The sequence below is a fragment of the Deinococcus misasensis DSM 22328 genome, assembly GCF_000745915.1.
GTDB lineage: Bacteria > Deinococcota > Deinococci > Deinococcales > Deinococcaceae > Deinococcus_C > Deinococcus_C misasensis.
Genome location: NZ_JQKG01000020.1, coordinates 38,300 through 54,775, shown reverse-complemented (window position 1 = coordinate 54,775; position 16,476 = coordinate 38,300). Strand labels below are relative to the sequence as shown.

General features: G+C 54.1%; 20 protein-coding genes. 8 read left to right on the top strand and 12 right to left on the bottom strand.

The annotated features are described in order from the left end of the window. Positions 1-215: 215 nt before the first annotated feature. From Q371_RS14120 to fabF, 4 genes are all read left to right on the top strand, one after another. Positions 216-1,253 (top strand): pectin acetylesterase-family hydrolase, encoded by a 1,038-nt coding sequence (locus Q371_RS14120; protein ID WP_034341669.1) that lies wholly within the window; start codon positions 216-218, stop codon positions 1,251-1,253. 100 nt (positions 1,254-1,353) lie between these two features. After that, positions 1,354-1,623, top strand: coding sequence for a hypothetical protein (locus Q371_RS14115; protein WP_034341668.1), 270 nt, complete (start codon positions 1,354-1,356; stop codon positions 1,621-1,623). Positions 1,624-1,674: 51 nt separating this feature from the next. Continuing rightward, complete coding sequence (locus tag Q371_RS14110) at positions 1,675-2,034, top strand: hypothetical protein (protein WP_034341667.1); 360 nt, start codon at positions 1,675-1,677, stop codon at positions 2,032-2,034. 67 nt (positions 2,035-2,101) lie between these two features. Beyond that, a complete protein-coding gene (gene fabF, locus Q371_RS14105; RefSeq protein ID WP_034341665.1) occupies positions 2,102-3,340 on the top strand; it encodes a beta-ketoacyl-ACP synthase II in 1,239 nt (412 codons plus the stop codon). 3 nt (positions 3,341-3,343) lie between these two features. Here fabF and Q371_RS14100 read toward each other — a convergent pair whose 3' ends face one another. From Q371_RS14100 to Q371_RS14090, 3 genes are all read right to left on the bottom strand, one after another. After that, positions 3,344-4,048 (bottom strand): SDR family oxidoreductase, encoded by a 705-nt coding sequence (locus Q371_RS14100; protein ID WP_034341663.1) that lies wholly within the window; start codon positions 4,046-4,048, stop codon positions 3,344-3,346. Further along, complete coding sequence (locus Q371_RS14095; protein WP_034341661.1) at positions 4,045-4,779, bottom strand: MBL fold metallo-hydrolase; 735 nt, start codon at positions 4,777-4,779, stop codon at positions 4,045-4,047. The genes Q371_RS14100 and Q371_RS14095 overlap by 4 nt, the downstream gene beginning before the upstream one ends. Positions 4,780-4,896: 117 nt before the next feature. After that, positions 4,897-5,148, bottom strand: coding sequence for a hypothetical protein (locus Q371_RS14090; protein WP_034341660.1), 252 nt, complete (start codon positions 5,146-5,148; stop codon positions 4,897-4,899). A 318-nt stretch (positions 5,149-5,466) separates the two neighbouring features. Between Q371_RS14090 and Q371_RS14085 the strand changes: the two genes are divergently transcribed. The 3 genes from Q371_RS14085 to Q371_RS27055 all read left to right on the top strand — a co-directional run bounded on the left by Q371_RS14085 (position 5,467) and on the right by Q371_RS27055 (position 6,967). Continuing rightward, complete coding sequence (locus tag Q371_RS14085) at positions 5,467-5,907, top strand: hypothetical protein (protein ID WP_034341658.1); 441 nt, start codon at positions 5,467-5,469, stop codon at positions 5,905-5,907. Between the two features lie 222 nt (positions 5,908-6,129). Beyond that, entirely contained in the window at positions 6,130-6,603 is a 474-nt protein-coding gene (locus Q371_RS14080) for a GNAT family N-acetyltransferase (protein ID WP_169743857.1), read from the top strand. A 79-nt stretch (positions 6,604-6,682) separates the two neighbouring features. After that, positions 6,683-6,967 carry a hypothetical protein gene (locus Q371_RS27055; RefSeq protein ID WP_157442710.1) on the top strand — a complete coding sequence of 95 codons (285 nt, stop codon included), beginning with the start codon at positions 6,683-6,685 and terminating at the stop codon, positions 6,965-6,967. Between the two features lie 157 nt (positions 6,968-7,124). Here Q371_RS27055 and Q371_RS14075 read toward each other — a convergent pair whose 3' ends face one another. Together Q371_RS14075 and Q371_RS14070 are read right to left on the bottom strand one after the other, a co-directional pair. Then, positions 7,125-7,325 carry a hypothetical protein gene (locus Q371_RS14075; RefSeq protein WP_034341655.1) on the bottom strand — a complete coding sequence of 67 codons (201 nt, stop codon included), beginning with the start codon at positions 7,323-7,325 and terminating at the stop codon, positions 7,125-7,127. 331 nt (positions 7,326-7,656) lie between these two features. Continuing rightward, positions 7,657-8,619 (bottom strand): MerR family transcriptional regulator, encoded by a 963-nt coding sequence (locus Q371_RS14070; protein WP_034341654.1) that lies wholly within the window; start codon positions 8,617-8,619, stop codon positions 7,657-7,659. A gap of 108 nt (positions 8,620-8,727) precedes the next feature. On the opposite strand from Q371_RS14070, the gene Q371_RS25800 reads away from it, so the two are divergent. Continuing rightward, positions 8,728-9,630, top strand: a complete 903-nt coding sequence (locus Q371_RS25800; protein ID WP_051964401.1) for a DUF2268 domain-containing putative Zn-dependent protease — start codon at positions 8,728-8,730, stop codon at positions 9,628-9,630. Between the two features lie 62 nt (positions 9,631-9,692). On the opposite strand, the gene Q371_RS14060 is transcribed toward Q371_RS25800, so the two are convergent. The 7 genes from Q371_RS14060 to Q371_RS14030 form a co-directional block, all read right to left on the bottom strand. After that, positions 9,693-10,367 (bottom strand): response regulator transcription factor, encoded by a 675-nt coding sequence (locus tag Q371_RS14060; RefSeq protein ID WP_034341652.1) that lies wholly within the window; start codon positions 10,365-10,367, stop codon positions 9,693-9,695. Between the two features lie 2 nt (positions 10,368-10,369). Next, a complete protein-coding gene (locus tag Q371_RS14055) occupies positions 10,370-10,837 on the bottom strand; it encodes a hypothetical protein (RefSeq protein WP_034341651.1) in 468 nt (155 codons plus the stop codon). A gap of 92 nt (positions 10,838-10,929) precedes the next feature. Continuing rightward, the gene (locus Q371_RS14050) at positions 10,930-11,619 is read right to left on the bottom strand and encodes a PulJ/GspJ family protein (protein ID WP_034341650.1); all 690 of its coding nucleotides are present in this window, start codon (positions 11,617-11,619) and stop codon (positions 10,930-10,932) included. A 10-nt stretch (positions 11,620-11,629) separates the two neighbouring features. After that, a complete protein-coding gene (locus tag Q371_RS14045) occupies positions 11,630-12,031 on the bottom strand; it encodes a type II secretion system protein (protein WP_211253845.1) in 402 nt (133 codons plus the stop codon). 7 nt (positions 12,032-12,038) lie between these two features. After that, positions 12,039-12,515 (bottom strand): pilus assembly FimT family protein, encoded by a 477-nt coding sequence (locus Q371_RS14040; RefSeq protein ID WP_034341648.1) that lies wholly within the window; start codon positions 12,513-12,515, stop codon positions 12,039-12,041. Then, the gene (locus Q371_RS14035) at positions 12,515-14,077 is read right to left on the bottom strand and encodes a pilus assembly PilX N-terminal domain-containing protein (RefSeq protein WP_034341645.1); all 1,563 of its coding nucleotides are present in this window, start codon (positions 14,075-14,077) and stop codon (positions 12,515-12,517) included. Before Q371_RS14035 ends, Q371_RS14040 begins: the two co-directional genes overlap by 1 nt. A gap of 323 nt (positions 14,078-14,400) precedes the next feature. After that, on the bottom strand, positions 14,401-16,092 hold the full coding sequence (locus Q371_RS14030) for an NAD-dependent malic enzyme (protein ID WP_169743855.1): 1,692 nt from the start codon (positions 16,090-16,092) through the stop codon (positions 14,401-14,403). Positions 16,093-16,476 lie beyond the last annotated feature (384 nt).

Here is a 16,476-nt window from a genome sequence, read left to right as displayed (position 1 = left end):
CCGTTTGTGGCTTTTTGTCTTGCTGTTTGCAAAAGCCTTTTGGTGAGCTTTTTGCTGAAAGCTGAGGGCTGACCGCTGAACGCTTTTTCAAGTGACATGCCAAAAGTCAGACTTTGCGCTTACCCTGGGTCACTGCAAGTCTCCCTACACCTGACAGAGAAAGAACCTTTAAAATGAAATCGTCTTTTAACACAGTCCAAAATTGGAGTGAGCCCATGTTGAAAAAAACCCTGATCGCCACTGTCCTGTTGACCTGCGCCAGCGCCCTTGCCCAGGAAACCCCCGTCTGGCAAACCATTCAACCCGGCGGAGACACCATCTGCTCTGACGGAACCCCTTACAGCTACCTGGAAATGAAAGCCAACCCCAAAAAACTGGTGCTGGAATTCATGGGTGGAGGGGCTTGCTGGAACGACCTCACCTGCGGGGCAGGCAGCAAAACCTACATCCCCAACCTGACCGGAGCCAGTTCCGCCCAGCTTTCAGGTGGCATCTACGACAAGTCCAATGCCGCCAACCCCGTCAAGGACTGGTCCCATGTGTTCGTTCCGTACTGCACGGCAGATGTGCACCTCGGGAACAATGTGAAAACGTATCAGGGCAAAACCGTGTACCACAAAGGAGCTGTCAATGCCAGAGCCGTCCTGAACGACGTGTTCCAGAAATACCCTGAGCTGGATCAAATTCTGGTGACCGGTTGCAGCGCAGGTTCTTATGGTTCGATCATGGCCACCCCCTACATGCTGCGCCAGTACCCCAATGCTCGGGTGGTGCAACTTGGAGATGCAGGGCTTGGCGTCGCTCCCGCGTCTTTTGGGCAAGTGGGTTTTGCGAACTGGAACGCCTTCGGAGCCATTCCAGACTGGATGGAAGGTCTTGCTGCTGTGCGTGCCGATGTGTCCAAACTGACCGTGGCTGGACTTTACAATGCCATCGGCACGGGTTACCCCAGAGCTTTGCTCTCACAGGTGACCAGCAGCACCGACACCACCCAGATTGGTTTTTACAGCCTGATGAAAGGCATCGTGCAGCCCGATCAGAAAGTGGCTGTGGAATGGATGACGGGTGCCCTGACGCAGCTCAAGACCCTTGCAGCCACCACCCCCAACTTCTCGGCTTACGTTTATGGGGGCCAGGAGCACTGTGTGATCAACCGGGCCGGATTTTACACCACCACCGTTGGTGGGGTGAAGTTGACCGACTGGCTGAGCACTGCACTGAACGGTCAAAAACCCGCTCCTGTGCTTCCCTGATTTTGTTTTTCGCTCGGGACCCTGCTCAAATGCAGGGTCTTTTTTGTGCTGTGTCACGACTTGTACTGACTTTTCACATGCGGACCCTTAAAGTGGAGGCATGGATGTGCAAATTTTCATTCTCGCCCACTATTCGAGCAGCAGTGTCAACACCGGAACCGGAGAGGTGCGCCGGGTGTTTCTCAGCCTTGCACGGACCTACGACGATGCCAAAATTCTGGCTGAGCGGGACGCAGGCCGGGAACTGGAATTCAAAACGGTGGTGCAGGACCACTGGGAAGCCGCAGGCCCCAAAAAGCGCTTTTATGTGATCTTGCGCCAGAGGATGCATGACCCTTTGCCGTTCAGGGAAGACACCGAAGAAGCTTGATCCCTGTACCCACCTCAGAAACATCTGAACCCCTTGCAGTAAGATCAAAACATGTTCCAATCTTCTCCTTTATTGAGGTGGTCTGCCACCGTGTTGTTGCTGGGTGGATCTGCTCTGGCCCAGAGCGCTTTCAACAGGTTCACCCAGGAGTGCGTGTACAACCTGGCCATTCAGCAAGAGGTTTATGCCATGGACCACAAAATGAAGTATGTGGTGTCTGCTTCTGGAACCGGAAACAAAACCACTGCTCCATTCAAAGGCAAGTACTCCCCCAACTGTGAAGCACAGGTGAGCTGGAAAATCACCAGAGATGGCAAAGGATTCAAGATCACAGCCTTCCACCCCAAAGGAACACTGGTGTACACCTTCACCAAAAGCACCGCCAAAATCACCTCTGCACGCAGAAAATGAACATCGAACCGTGACGCCATCCATGGGCGTGACCCTCAGGCATTGAATGTTTTTGTCAGGAGAATCCATGCAACATCAAAAAACCCGTGTGGTGGTCACAGGTCTGGGCACCATCAGCCCTCTGGGCAATTCAGCGCAAGCCTTTCATGAACAACAACTTCAAGGCAAGTCCGGGGTGCGCCCCATCCAGAGGTTTGACCCCTCCGACCTGCCGGTGCAGATTGCTGGTGAAGTGGACCTCGATCCTCAGGATTTCATGGATGCCAGAGAGGTCAAACGCACCGACCGCTTTGTGCACCTCGGGGTGGCAGCGGCAGAACTGGCTTTGCAGGATGCGAGCCTGAATCCAGAGCACACCGACCGCACCCGTTTTGGTGCTTTGATTGGCTCTGCCATTGGTGGAATGGACACCTGGGAAAGCCAGTCAAAAGTGGCATGGGAACGTGGAGTGGGCCGGGTCAGCCCGTTTTTCATTCCGATGCTGATGGCGAACGCAGCTTCCAGCCATGTGGCCATCCGTTACGGCCTTCAGGGGGTGGCTTCCAGCGTGTCCACCGCTTGCACCACCGGGGCAGATGCTCTGGGCAACGCTTACCGGGCCATTGGTTTCGGTGAGGCCGATGTGATGCTGGCCGGAGGCACCGAAGCCATCGTGACCCCTCTGGTGATCAGTGGTTTTGCCAACATGAAAGCCCTCAGCCGCAGAAACGATGAACCTGAAAAAGCCAGCCGTCCTTTCTCGGCCCAGAGGGATGGTTTTGTGCTGGGTGAAGGGGCCGCTGTGTTGGTGCTGGAATCTCTGGAACATGCCCAGGCCAGAGGGGCCAGAATTTACGCTGAAATGGTGGGGTTTGGTCGCAGTGCGGATGCCCACCACATCACCGAACCGCACCCGGAAGGCTCAGGGGCTTTGCTGGCCATCCGTGCGGCCCTCAGGGAGTCTGGTCTGGACGCTTCAGGCATCGATTACATCAATGCACACGCCACCAGCACCCCTGTTGGAGACAAAGCAGAGGCCAGCGCCCTGCGTGCTGCCTTTGGCGAGGCCATCGATGACATCTGGGTGTCCAGCACCAAAAGCATGACCGGGCACCTGCTCGGGGCTGCAGGTGCCATCGAGGCCATCGCTTGCATTCAGGCCATTCACTCTGGAACGGTTCCACCCAGCATCAACGCAGAAGACGCCGACATCCCCCTCAAAATTGCCCATCAGGCGGTTCACACCGAGGTGCGGGCCGCCCTGAGCAATTCTTTCGCTTTTGGAGGCTTGAACGCTTCTCTGGTCTTCAAACGCTTTGAAGGTTGATCTTCAAGCCCGGCCATAAACCGGAATCTGTGCCCCATGAATGGCCCGAGCCTGCTCTGAGGCCAGAAACACCACCACGTGGGCAAGGTCCTCTGGGGAAACCCATTTGCTGTGGTCAGCATTCGGCATGCTGCTCCTGTTGGTTGGGGTATCAATGGTGCTCGGGATCACCGCATTGACGTTGATGTGGTGGTCCTTGAGTTCCAGAGACAGGGCTTCGGTCAGGCGCAGCACGGCAGCTTTGGAAGCGGAATAGGCACTGGCCCCTTTGCCCGCAGCCAGACCTGCTTTTGCACCCACCGTGATGATTTTTCCAGAGCCCTGTTCCAGCATGTGAGGCACCACCGCTCGGGTGGTCAGAAACACACTGCGGGCATTGAGGTTCATCATCTGGTCCCAATCCTGTTCTTCCATTTCGTGGACCGGGGTTCCGGCTTTGAAACCACCCACCAGAGCGACCAGCACATCACACCTGCCCCACTTCTGGTGCACCCTTTCAACCCAGCGCTCCACATCTGCTGCTCGGGTGACATCTGCCTCGAAGGGGAACACCTGTTCATCGGTGTGCTGTTCTTCTTGCATGAAGGATTGGGCTTTTTTCAGGCTGCGGTCCGTGAAAGAGACCCGGTCTCCCAGAGCCACAAAAGCCCGCACCACAGCAGGTCCAAGACCTCCGGTGGCCCCGGTGACCAGCACCACCCGGCTCATCTGGAACCTCCGGCCAGAGCCAGTTGTCTCTGGATCGGCATTTCCAGTTCATGCAGCTCCTGATGGGCTTTCTCCAGAATGGGTTTGCCGTGGCCCACAATCAGGCGTTCCACATCCAGATCCACGATCCTCTGGGCAGAACGTGCAGCGTCCCGCATGCTGACCGTCAGGGCCTGCAGGGGCAATTTGCATTTCCCGGAACCCCGCATCAACGCATCCCCTGCAATCAGAGTGCGGGAAGAGGGGATCCAGAAACCCACCTGTCCGGGGGCATGTCCGGGCAGTTCAATCACGGTCATGCCAGGCAAGATGTCTTGCAGCACCTGACCTTCCACAATCGGTTGGGCCTCAGGGATGGTGGGAGGCCGCTTCATGCTGGTGATGATCCGCTGCAAAATCTGCTGTCCCAGAGGCAGGGTTTCTCTGGGTGGCAGGGCTGCTTTTTCTTGTCCCAGCAAAACAGGGATTTCTCTGGGATGGGCGTAAACCGGAACTTTTTTGCGGTTCAGCAGTTCAGCCAGCACCCCATAATGGTCCGGATGGGCATGGGTGATCAGAACCGATTGCAGGTTCTGCAATTCAAAACCGGCCCGGTTCAGTTGTTGCTCCAGACGCTTCAAACTGCCCGGGATCCCTGCATCCACCAGCGAAAATTTTTCACGTTCCCCCAGCACCACCACATTGACGTATCCCAGAGGAACCACAAACACCCGTTCGGCCACTTTCTGCATGTTGCACCTCTGGTTTCAGTATGCAGCACAGGGGTGGTCCTTCACCTGCAAGACAGCCCACACTCCATGGGCCAGCAACATTCAGCTGGTTGAATCAGGCCATGTTCCACACCTGTTTTACTGTGGAGGCTGGTTTTTGTGGTGTTCGGCCACCTTGTAAGCACAGGCCAGGGCTTCGGTTTGTTGTGGGTAGGCATCAATCAGCACTTTTTCACCTGTGTGCGCAATGCCATAAACGCACCATTCGCCCTCTTCATAGACCACCTGCACGTCCTTGAAGCCGGTTCTGGGCACCCGGTACCGCCATCCCAGGCCCACCACCAGAAGCACCACCACCAGAAAAGCAACCGCCATCCACTCGGGAGTCATCAACACAAACCTCTGGCCACCCGAGCTTGATGCACTGGTGGTTCTTCACATCCTAGCTGTTTCAAATGAAGCAAAACATCCTCAAAACCATTTTCTGTTCGATTTTCCATCATCTAAGCATTGTTGTACCATTTTACGCCGCATCTTTTGCATAAGCCATCAGAAGTGTCAAGGAAAAGCCTCGAACGCGTAAAGTTCTTTTGACAATTGAAAACGCTGTCTCTCAAAGAAGCCGCCACCCCCAGCCCATCTTCATGAAGGCCATCCCTTCATGTTCTAACCTGAAGGCAGGCTGAGCGGAATACACTGAAGCAAAGCATGAAAACCACCCCCCTTTCCTCTGCCTCCAGCCCTTTCCAGAACGACCCAGAGTATCCCATCTACCTGTACACCACAGCCCTTGTTCACAGTGCCAGAGTTCCCGCTTTGCTGCTCTGGGTGGTGCTCAATGCCACCGTGGTCTTGCGTGCTGCGGGCCAGTCCGAGATGGCCCCTCTGATGGTGGCCCTCAAAAGCGGGGGATTGTTGTTGATGGTCGTGACGCTGGTCCTCACCGTGTGGAGCGCACAGCAACCCACTCTGCGCAAAACCATTGATGCAAACATGAAATCCGACATGCTGTACACCCAGAAAGCACAATCGATGCGGAAATTTGCTCGCAGCCACATCGCCCAGCTGCTGGGCAAGCTCGGGACTTTTGTGGCCCTGAGCCTGCTGATCCGCGAGCTGTGCTTCGGATGGCATCGCTGGTTGCAGTGAAGTTGAAATTTTGAACGGTGTCGGCTTCAGTGCACATCCGTGCTGATGAGCCGCCTTGCCTTGACAGGACCTGCAAACTCAGGTTCAAATGGTTCTGTCGGCATCTGTCAGGCATGAAAGGTTCTCTGCAAAGAGGGCAACATCAAGGCTTGCAAGATTTGTGAACAACACACTGAAATGGCATCCCTTCTGGAAAAGAGGTTGGCTTTGGTTCGCATTCCCATGAAAGTCCGGCTGCAGTCGTCTCCCCCACCTGTGCATTCCGGCATTCGTCCTTTCAAAACGAAAGACCTCCCAGCACTGGCCGAACTGATGTTCGAAGCCTATCAGGGCACCATCGACTTTGATCCGGGAAGCACCCTGCAAGACGCCCTGGAACAACTGGAGAAAACCCTTCAAGGCGATTATGGGAACTTCATGCCAGAGGCTTCTTTTGTGCTGGAAGAAGATGGGGTGCCACTCAGCGCCAGCCTGATCACCTTCTGGGCACCTTTCAATTGCCCCCTTCTGGCCTTCACCATGACCCGACCAGAGTGCAAAGGGCAGGGTCTGGCGGCTCTGGTGATGAAATCCAGCATGAGTGCCCTGTACCACGATGGTTACAACCGTCTGGGTCTGGTGGTCACCGATGGCAATGCACCTGCGCAACGGTTGTATGAACGGCTCGGGTTCAAACCTTTTGATCCTGAAACATGATGACTGATGTGCGGCGCCACATCGGAGCACATTTTTTTAACCACAACGCCCAATCATATGAAAACATCATCTTTTCAATGTGAATGCCTACATCACTGAAGCCATTGATTTTTATTTCCGAACAGACACAGGACTTCAGGAAAACTTCAGAGGCTTCAGGCTTCTTTCAGAAGGCTGTATTAACATGTCTTCATCAGCAAAGGAGGTCAGAATGCTTTTTACCCTCTCACTTCTGATGGGTCTGGTCATTGGATTGGTTTTTTTGGGAATGATGATGCTGATCGACCACATGGATCGCAAATCCAAGGCACTGCAAGAGAACACCTCAAAATCCACTTCGAACTTCATTCAATCCCGCATTTAGATTCATTCGTGTTTGATTTAACAGATTTGACATCGATTCATTTGATTGGATTCGAAAACCTTTGCTTCATTGATGAATGCACCTTGATGTTCCGGCGATGTTTGAGGATCAAATGAAACAGGAGGAAGTCCATGCTTCCTCCTGTTTCATTTGATCCTCAAACCCCGAGTCTCTTCATTTCTTTTCCTGAAAGTTGCAGGGTGGTTTTGCCTTGCAGATACAGGTCAAAGGTGGCTTGTTTGCCACACACGTCTTCGAAGGTGTGCAGAAAAACTTCTTTTTCGGTGCTCTGGTTGCACACAATCAAACGGTTTGAGGTGCCGGGAACCCAGCGCACCTGCAGGGAAAATGAATGCATGTGATACCTCCGGGGAATCGGGGGGCCAGTGGATTGAAAAGGGCTCTGGAGCAGGACAACTTCAGATAACAATGGAAGACAGGGAAAGGGGTCAAACGCCAGTCAAAGCATCAAAAGCAAGCCGAAGGTCAACAGGATCACTTCAGTTCATGCAAAGCTTACTTGACCGGGGAGGCAGGGACACCTGTGGAAACACCTGACCTGCTGAAGGTATTTTCCCATAGACCCTGGGGGACAAATGCCTGTCCTTCCAGAGAAAATCAAAGTGCAGGAAAGGTTTCTTGCAGCGTCCAGCAAAGCAGAAAGGCTGTCTTCCATGAAAAGCTGTCCATCAGCGCTGAACCGGGTGCAGATCTGGTGCAGGCATTTTCTGGACCAGCGTTTGCAACGCTTGCACTTGCCAGTGGTGCACCTGCATGATTTCAGTGCTTCTGGAGGGCAGGTTCTGGATGCATTCCAACAGACGCCAGAAGCGCTCTGCACGGGGATCGGTGTGCCTCTGAAACACCTCCAGTTGATGTGCTGCCAGAGCTGCAACATCCGTGGTTTCAGGGGACAGGGTTTGCATGGCCTCAAGCATCACCTGCTGACCCTCAGGGCTGTCCGGAAGCACCCCACGTTGCACGGCTTGCTGAATCAGGTGGTCGTGATGCTGTTTGGCTTTCACAAACTTCATGCGCGACGCCTCGTCCGGAAATTGGCTCCAGAATTCCTGTCCCACCGCCTGAAATTTCAGGATGAAATCCTCATCCAGAAGCAAATCGGCCAGTTCCAACCATGCCTCGAACTGCATGTCGGAAAGGTGTTCTGGAAGCTGCATCAAAGGGCCCTGCCAGAGGCTTTGAATCCAGGAAGGATCGGCGGGCACATCCTGAAACAAACGCTCCACCTGCTGATCCAAAACCTGCTGGCGTTCTCGGGCATTCAGGGAAGCGAGGGTGCGGGCCACCCTCAGGTGCTCCAGAGGGTTGTTGCGCCGGAGTGCCGCCCCGAGCACGGTTTTTTTGCGTTGCAACTGGGCCATTTCCAGTTCGATGGCCTGCATCTGCAACTGCAGTGCAGCAGCAATGGAATCCTCTTGCTGCATGATGTGCTGGATGGCTTCCAGACCGACTCCCACTTCACGCAGGCAACGGATGACGTCCAAACGCAGGCGGTCCTGATCGGTGTAGAGACGGTGTCCGGTTTCTGTGATTTCCGCAGGAGGCAACAGCCCGAGGTCTGAGTAATACCGCACCGTTTTGATGGACACCCCACCCAGGCGGGCCAGTTCTCCGATACGGTAACGCTCCATGGGTTTCATGTTACCGGCCCATTTGCCTGCCTCCCTCCGGCAAATGGCCTACAGGGGTTGAACCTCCTGTTGGGGGAGGTTCTAACCTGATTTCAGAAAGGAGCACCCATGAAACTTCACACTTCGCCCACCCTTTCAGGCCTGCGCAAAGCCCTGCAGGCCCCTCAGGAACACCAGATGTCCGAATTTTTACAGGAGGTGATGGAACCCATCCGGCCCTGCTGGGAAACCCCTTTGCGTCACATGGGGCAGGTGCCCTCAGAGCAGAATCCTGCCTTTCTGGCTGCACAACGCTTCTTGTTTTACACCCCCTCTCAGGGCTCAGAGCGTGGCCTGCAGGCCTTGCAACACATTGAGGACTCTGGAGCAGCCGCACAATCCATGCAGTTGCTGAAACAGGCCGTGGACCTGCTGCAGCCCGAGGCACACGGCATCATCCTGCAGGACATGCATTTCGCTTTTGTGGTGGGAGATCCAGAACGCATGGCCCCTCCGTTGTACACCGGGGCAGGAAACGTGCCCGGATGGATTTTGCTCATGGCTTTCCCCACCACCGAAAACCTGCCCAAACTGCCTGCCATTCCGGTGCATGAATTTCACCACCAGATCCGCTTTCAGTACGAGCCCCTCTTCCCAGAGATGACCCTCGGGAAGTACCTGGTGGCCGAAGGACTTGCAGAGGTGTTTGCGGCTTCCCTGTGTGGTGAGGAGCACCTTGGACCGTGGGCGACCACCTTGACCCTTCCAGAGGTGGAAAACCTCAAGCCCCGTTTTGCTGCAGCCCTCCACTGTGCAGACTTCACGGAAGTCAGGGGGTACATTTTTGGGGATTGGGCTGCCAGAGACTGGGGCACACCTGTGCTCGGGATTCCTGACTTTGCCGGGTATGCCGTTGGATACCGTCTGGTGCAGGCTTATTTGCAAAAGACAGGAAAGAACATGGTGCAAGCCACCTACACCCCATGGCAGGAGATTGTGGAGCAAAGTGGCTTCTTTGAGGGTTTGCTGTAAATCTTTCAAAAAACAGGAGAGCATCTGCTCTCCTGTTTTGAATCGCGTTTGTGTTGTGAAACTCAGCTTTCAACAAACAGAGCATATCCTGTTTTGCGCAGTGCCCGGATGTTGAGCTGGCTGCCAATCTGACGCAATTTTTTGCGCAACAAAGACACCCGCACTTCGAAACTGTTGGAAGCAGGAGAGTAAAAACCGTAAACGTGCTGTTCCAGCACCTCTCGACTCACCACACGGGAAGCATTCTGCATCAGAAATTCCATGATTCTGACTTCATGGTCGGTGAGCATCACGCTTCTGCCTTCATGACCCAGGGTGCATTTTTGAATGTCCAGACTGGTCCCCGAGAGGTACAGCACCTGTTCCTGCGGGTGCACCCGCCTGAGGAGGGCTTTGAGGCGTGCATCAAATTCATCCAGAGCGAAAGGCTTGATCAGGTAATCGTCGGCACCCTGACTGAGGCCCTGCACCCGGTCAGCCACGCTGCCTCTGGCGGTGATCACCAGAACCGGCAAATTGCCAAGGCTTTGCACAGTGGGAATCAGGTCCAGACCATCACCATCGGGCAGGTTGAGGTCCAGAATCACCACATCCGGGGTCCAGTTTCCCAGGTGTTGGTAGGCTTCTTCGAGGGTGCTGCACGCTTGCACCTTGTAACCAGTCATTTGCAACTGGGTGGCCAGCAATTCCTGCAAGCCGGGATCGTCTTCAAGAAGGAGAATGTGCCATTTTCGCATGTTTATTTGTTTTTGCCTTTTCCACCAGAGTTGCTGCTTCCACTGCCAGAATTTCCACCAGAGTTGCTGCTTCCACTGCCGGAATTGTTGCTCGGGTTGTTGGTTTTGTTGTCAGGGTCCTGACCTTTGTTCCCGTCAGGAACATTTTTGACATCCAGTTTGGGGGTTTTCACCACGGTCAATTTGAGGTTGATGCCCAGTGAATCCAGATACTGTGCCATGGTGCTGGGTCCGTTGGAGGTGTTGAGGGTCAATTGACCGGCCACCACCATGCCGGGCACACTGGTGGCTTTTTCATGCACAATCATGCTGACCACCGGGCCAGTGTAATCTTCTTGCAATTCCAGACGAAGCTGGTCCCCCGATTGTTTGCCATAGCCCACCACCCGCTGCAGGGTGTTGTCGAAAACAATCACTTCCAGAGGGTGGGTGATGAGCGCGAGGGTCAATGCCAGAGATGCAAACAACATGTTGTCTTCATTTTAAAATCGAAGCTGATTTGATTCTGATGTGCCCCTCCACCATCAAAAAAAGCCCTTGCGGGCTTCTGATGGGGTGGTGTTCAGAGGTTTCGGGCCAGCACTTTCACCTGATAACTGTGGGCCGTGATGGTGCGACTGCCTGCCTGACGGTGGCCTTGCAGGCTGAACACCACCCCTTTTTGCACCCCAGCAATGGAGTAGGCATTCACCACAAAGCCGGTGTTGCTTCGCAGGGAAGGATGCAAGAGCCTCAGCTGGGAAATCGCTGGATAGGAGCTGCTGGTGCACTGGAACGGGGTGGCGTTTCTGCCTTCAATCAGGCTGACCGCTCCAGGGGTTGCCTGAGCCAGACGCCTCTGGATCGGCAGTGCAGCATTTGCAAGGGCTTCAGAGGGCACCACATAATAGGCATAAAGGTCACACAAATCCGGGCTGTTTTTGGAAGGCAAACGCACCACCACAATCTGCTGCGCAGACAGCGTGGATGCTGGCAGGTAGGCGGTCTGTCCAGCAGACTGGGTGTCCTGAAAAGTGACTGCGGTGGGGGCCACAAAGCGGTCTGCTTCTTTGATGCGGTTCACCATCAATTGCTGGACTTTCTGGGTTTCGGTGTCCAGATCCGCCCGGGTTGAGGTTTCCATGGAGGTGGTCAGGCCCAGATTGAAAATCCGGTACACGGCCACAAACAAGATGGACACCATCAACATGGCCACCAGCAGTTCAATCAGGGTCAATCCAGCCTGACGGGATGAAGGTTTGAGGTGGGTCATGTTCAGCTCCTCAGGTGGGTTTGGCAATGTCCAGAAACACGGTGATGGCTTTGTTGTCTGAACCCCTGATCACCAGTTTGACCCGCTTCAGGTAACTGGCTCCCACGCAACTGCTGCCAAACACGGTGGGAGGGACATCCAGATTCATCCAGTTGGCACAAGAAAACGCAATGTTGGACGCTGTGGGGGTGTACGTTCCTGCTTCCCAGTTGATGTTTTCAGACCAGTTCTGTTTGATGTTTTCCAGCTCGTTGGCGGCCAGGGTGTTCACGTTCACCACACTCGCATTGGTGCGGTTGGTCTTGTAGAGGCTTGAAATTTGCAGCACAGCTGTTCCAAGGACAAAACCGATGATGCCCAGAGAAATCAGGATTTCCACCAGCGTGAAACCCTTCTGTCGCTGTGTGTTCAATGGATGGTCATTGCAGGTCGCGGATGGACGCATATCCAAAAACCCCTTGCAGAACGAGTTGGAGAGAATTGTTGTTGCGGCTGAAACGAATGGCCTGATCCATGGTGACGCATGGGTTTCCCCAGCACACCTCACCATGGGGGGAACGGTAAGTGAATTGCGTGGTGGTGGCACACCCGGCTCCCGAGGGCACACACATGGTCAGGTTGTTGAACCTGAGGGTTTTGCTGCCCCAGGTGAGCACAATGTTGTTGCCAGAAGCCGAGAGTTGCACGGTCTGGTCCCTGGAGGTTTTGACACTGGTGGACCGGGCCTCTTCGATGGGATAGAGCATGGCCATCACATCCTGTTGAAAAGTTCTTTTTTGCAGTTCGCGCACGTAACTGGAGATCCCCAGACTCATCAGGATGCCCAGCACCACCAGCACCATCAAAATTTCGATGAGGCTGAAACCTGCAACACCATCCCTTCTGGAACGTTCCATCACAAGTCTCCCTGGGTCAGTTGAATCCAGCGTCCTTTGAAAATCAAATCTGCGTTGGTGGACAAAGGTTTGAATTCATAGTTGGTGATGGTGGTGGTTTGACCAGGCACCACCACATCGGGCAGGTCGTTGTCCAGCTCAGCGTACAGGTTGGCTGAAGTGACTTCCTCACAAAAATTTGAGGAGATGGGAATTCCAGTTTGTGAATTGCCCCGGTTTCTGCCACCACCGCTGGCAGAATCCAAACAATCACCCACAAAGTACAATTTGTTGAAACGGTCACTGTTGTCTGCAGACAACAGGTCCAGATTGCCGGACACCAGATTCCATTCGGCAATGGTGTTGTTGCCATTGGTTTTTCCACCCAGAATGAGCACCAGGTCATCGTTGCTGTCACGCAGGAAGTACACAAAATCGTTGTTGCTGGCAGAGTTGCTCTGGGAACGCACCTGACACTTGTAAAGGGTGTTCCTGTCGGTCAAGTTCACAGAGATGTTGGTTCCTGAGCTGGTCTGCACGCAACGCACCGAAGGCGGATTTGCAGAAAAATTGTAAGTGACTTGATACATACGGTCGTTGCCGCAAGCTCCAGAGTTTCCGTTGCTGGTCTGCCCACACATCTGGTAAGTCACCGAAGTGGTGGTCTGGGCGATTTTTTCGATGCCCACAGCTCCTGCGATGTTGTTGAAGTCAATGCCTGTGGTGGGTGGTTTGATGATGGTATTGGAAGTGGTGTCTTGTTGAGTGCCCACCGCATCCACTTCAATGAAATTGCGCCGGGGATCTGTGGCATTTGCAGCTCCACCACCCACACCTGTGGCGGTGGGGCATTTGCTGGATGTCGAGGCAGTGCTGGACGTTGGGAATTGGCCCACCACACGGTTGCCATTGTCTGAAGTGACACCCCGAGACACGTAATAACCCACGTCGTAACAGAAACGGAAAGCATCCATCAGGTTGACGGTGCGGGTGGAACCGTTGGTCAATTGAATGGTGGTGGGGGCAAAATCCCATTCAAGGCGGGTCACCGAAAACAGGGGTTGCCGGGTGACCGTCCCATTGGAACTGTACACGTTGTATACGGTGTATTGTTGTCCATCTCCAAGGTTCAGTTGGTGTTCCACGTCATTGAAAATGTTGCTCCAGAAGGTGTCGCTGCTCGGTGCCCCTTCCCAGGTTCTGAAAAATTCGCTGATGGCTTGTTTTGCATAAGTCAATTGGGGCTCTGTGGTGGGCAGGTTGCAACCACTGGACAGGGTGGTGTTCTGTCCCGATCCGCACACCCCTGAAACCAGAGCCAGAAAATCATTGACGTTCTTGCGGGTGGGTTGAAGACCAGAGAACCTTGCTTTCATTTGCAGTGCGTAAGCTTTGGACCATGCAAGGCCCGATTCACTGACATATTGTGCTTCCAGGGTGGCCGATTGGTCTTCAACGGTGCGCATTCCTTTGATGGTGTACTGGCCTGCAATCAACAGCACAATGACCATGATCAGCATGATGCCAAGTGTCATCACCAGAGCTGCACCTTTTTGATGCTTTTGGGATTTGTGGATCTTCATGGTGATTTTATTATAAGCATCAAATTCAATTTTTTCGTGTTCTGAACGCCTGTTTTTTTATTACATCTTGATTACAAATGTGATTTTGCGTCAGCTTCGTCATGAAATCAGGGCACCCTCGACTTGCATTCTGGCGGGTGCCCTGGAAGATTTTCAGTTCATTTTCAGTTGACAGATGGGGTTTGGCACGCAGAAGCCTGACGGATTTCTGACTGGCCTTTGTGGACAGATTCTAACAAATTCAAAGAAAATTAAACTTTGTTCAAGCAGCATGAACAAAGTCCGGGTGCTCGAAACCCGGATTTCTGCTCATTGACAGCTGTTTATGCTTTTTCAGAACAAAGTTCAAAAACGGAAACTGGAACATAAGTGAAATACTTCGGTTCCCATTCAGGCTCTTGCAAAGCCTCCTCAACCTCTGCTGGGGTCCTGTAGGTCAGGCCCAACTGCAAAATGGTTTCTGCCACCTTGCGGGCCACATGTTGATTGGCCTGCATCAAACTGGAAATTCTGGGGAACACTGCACCTCTGGCAAGCCTTTCTGCAGGAACGGTTTCTGCCAGAGCAAAAGCTGCAGCCGTGAACACCTCGTCAGGAATGCTTTTTGCACCTGCAGCAATGACCCCTCGGCCCACACCGGGAAAAATGAAGGTGTTGTTGCCCTGACCGATCTCGTAAATCTGGCCATTGTGGTACACATCTGGAAAAGGGCTTCCGGTGGCCACAATCGCCTGTCCATCGGTCCAGAGCAGGGCGTTCTCTGGGGTCACTTCGGCAAGGTGGGTGGGATTGGAGAGGGCAAAAACGATGGGCCTAGGGGTGTTCTGGTGCACGGCCCGCACAATCTGTTCCGTGAAGGCCCCTCCTGCTCCAGAAAGCCCGAGCAGAACCGTGATGCCTGCGTTCTGAACGGTTTCCAGCATGGTGGGCACCTCACCGGCACAGGTCCAGCCTGCGATGTCCTGCGCGGTTTTGGCAAAAGGGGCCTGATGGGCTTCCACTCTGGGTTGCCCCTGCATGATCAGACCCCCACGGCCCATCAAGAAAATCCTGCTGCGGGCTTCCTCGGGGGTCAGGCCCATTTTCAGGAGGCCCTGATAAATCTGGCCGGTCACGCCCATTCCTCCGGCCCCGGCCCCGAGCACCATGAACCTCTGGTCGGTCAGGGTTTTTCCTTGATAGGTTGCGGCAATCAGTCCGGCCAGAGCGGTGGCCCCGGTGCCCTGAATGTCATCGTTGAAGCTGGGGAGCACCTTCTGATAACGCTCCAGCACCCGGAAGGCATTGCCACGGCTGAAATCCTCCCACTGGATCACCGCACCGGGAAAACGCTTGCTGAAGGCGGTCACAAAAGCGTCCAGCATTTCAAAGTATGCCTCACCGCGCAATCGGGATTCCCGGAGGCCCAGATAGTACGGGTCTTCCAGCAAGGCTTGATTGTCGGTGCCCACATCGAAGACCACGGGCAAGGTGCGGGCAGGATCAAAGCCCGCCACCAAGGTGTACAGGGTCAGTTTTCCGATGCTGATCCCGATGCCGCCAAACCCCTGATCGCCAATCCCGAGGATGCCTTCTGAGTCGGTGGCAACCACCAGTTCAGTGTCATCGTATTCGGCAAGAATATCGTCCAGACGGGTGTAATTCTCGCGGGTGACCACCAAGCCTCTGGGTTCCCGGAAGTTGGTGCTGTAGGTCTGGATGGCTTCGCCCACCGTGGGGGTGTACACGATGGGCAGCATCTCCTCGACGTGTTTTTTGAGGAGGGCGTAATACAGGGTGCGGTTGTACTCCTGCAGGGAGCGCAAAAACAAATGCTTTTCCAGAGGAGAATGGTTTTCCCTGTACTGGGCGTACATGCGCTCGATCTGCTCCTCAAGGGTTTCCACTCTGGGGGGCAGACGGCCTTCGAGGTGAAAGGTCTGGCGTTCTTCAGGGGTGAAGGCGGTACCTTTGTTGAGGAAAGGGTCTTGCAAGAGGGCTCGGCCTTGCAGGGAAACAGGGATGGACGTTTTCACAGCGACCTCCGGTGGCACTTCAGGTGGGTCCAGCTTCAGAAAATGGCTTCGGTCAGGGGCCAGAGGGTGGCAACACAATACCTTTTTAGGCCCATTCCCCTTTCAGGTGTAGAGACACTTGACTACAACGCCTGCAAAACGGTGTACTCCACCTTGTTTCCAGAAACGGTTCAGACGGGGCCATTTTCTGCCAACAGCGAAAGCCTTTTGAGGGGTGTTTTTCCTTATGGAAACGTTAAATCCCATCAAGCATCTTCATCCATCAAACACTAGAAATTATGCTCAAAACATAATATAATGGAGTCATTCGCAGGAGGGGCAACAGGCCCGATCCTGCCAGTCCTCTACACAACCCACCCGGAATTCCGGACATCAAAGGAGATC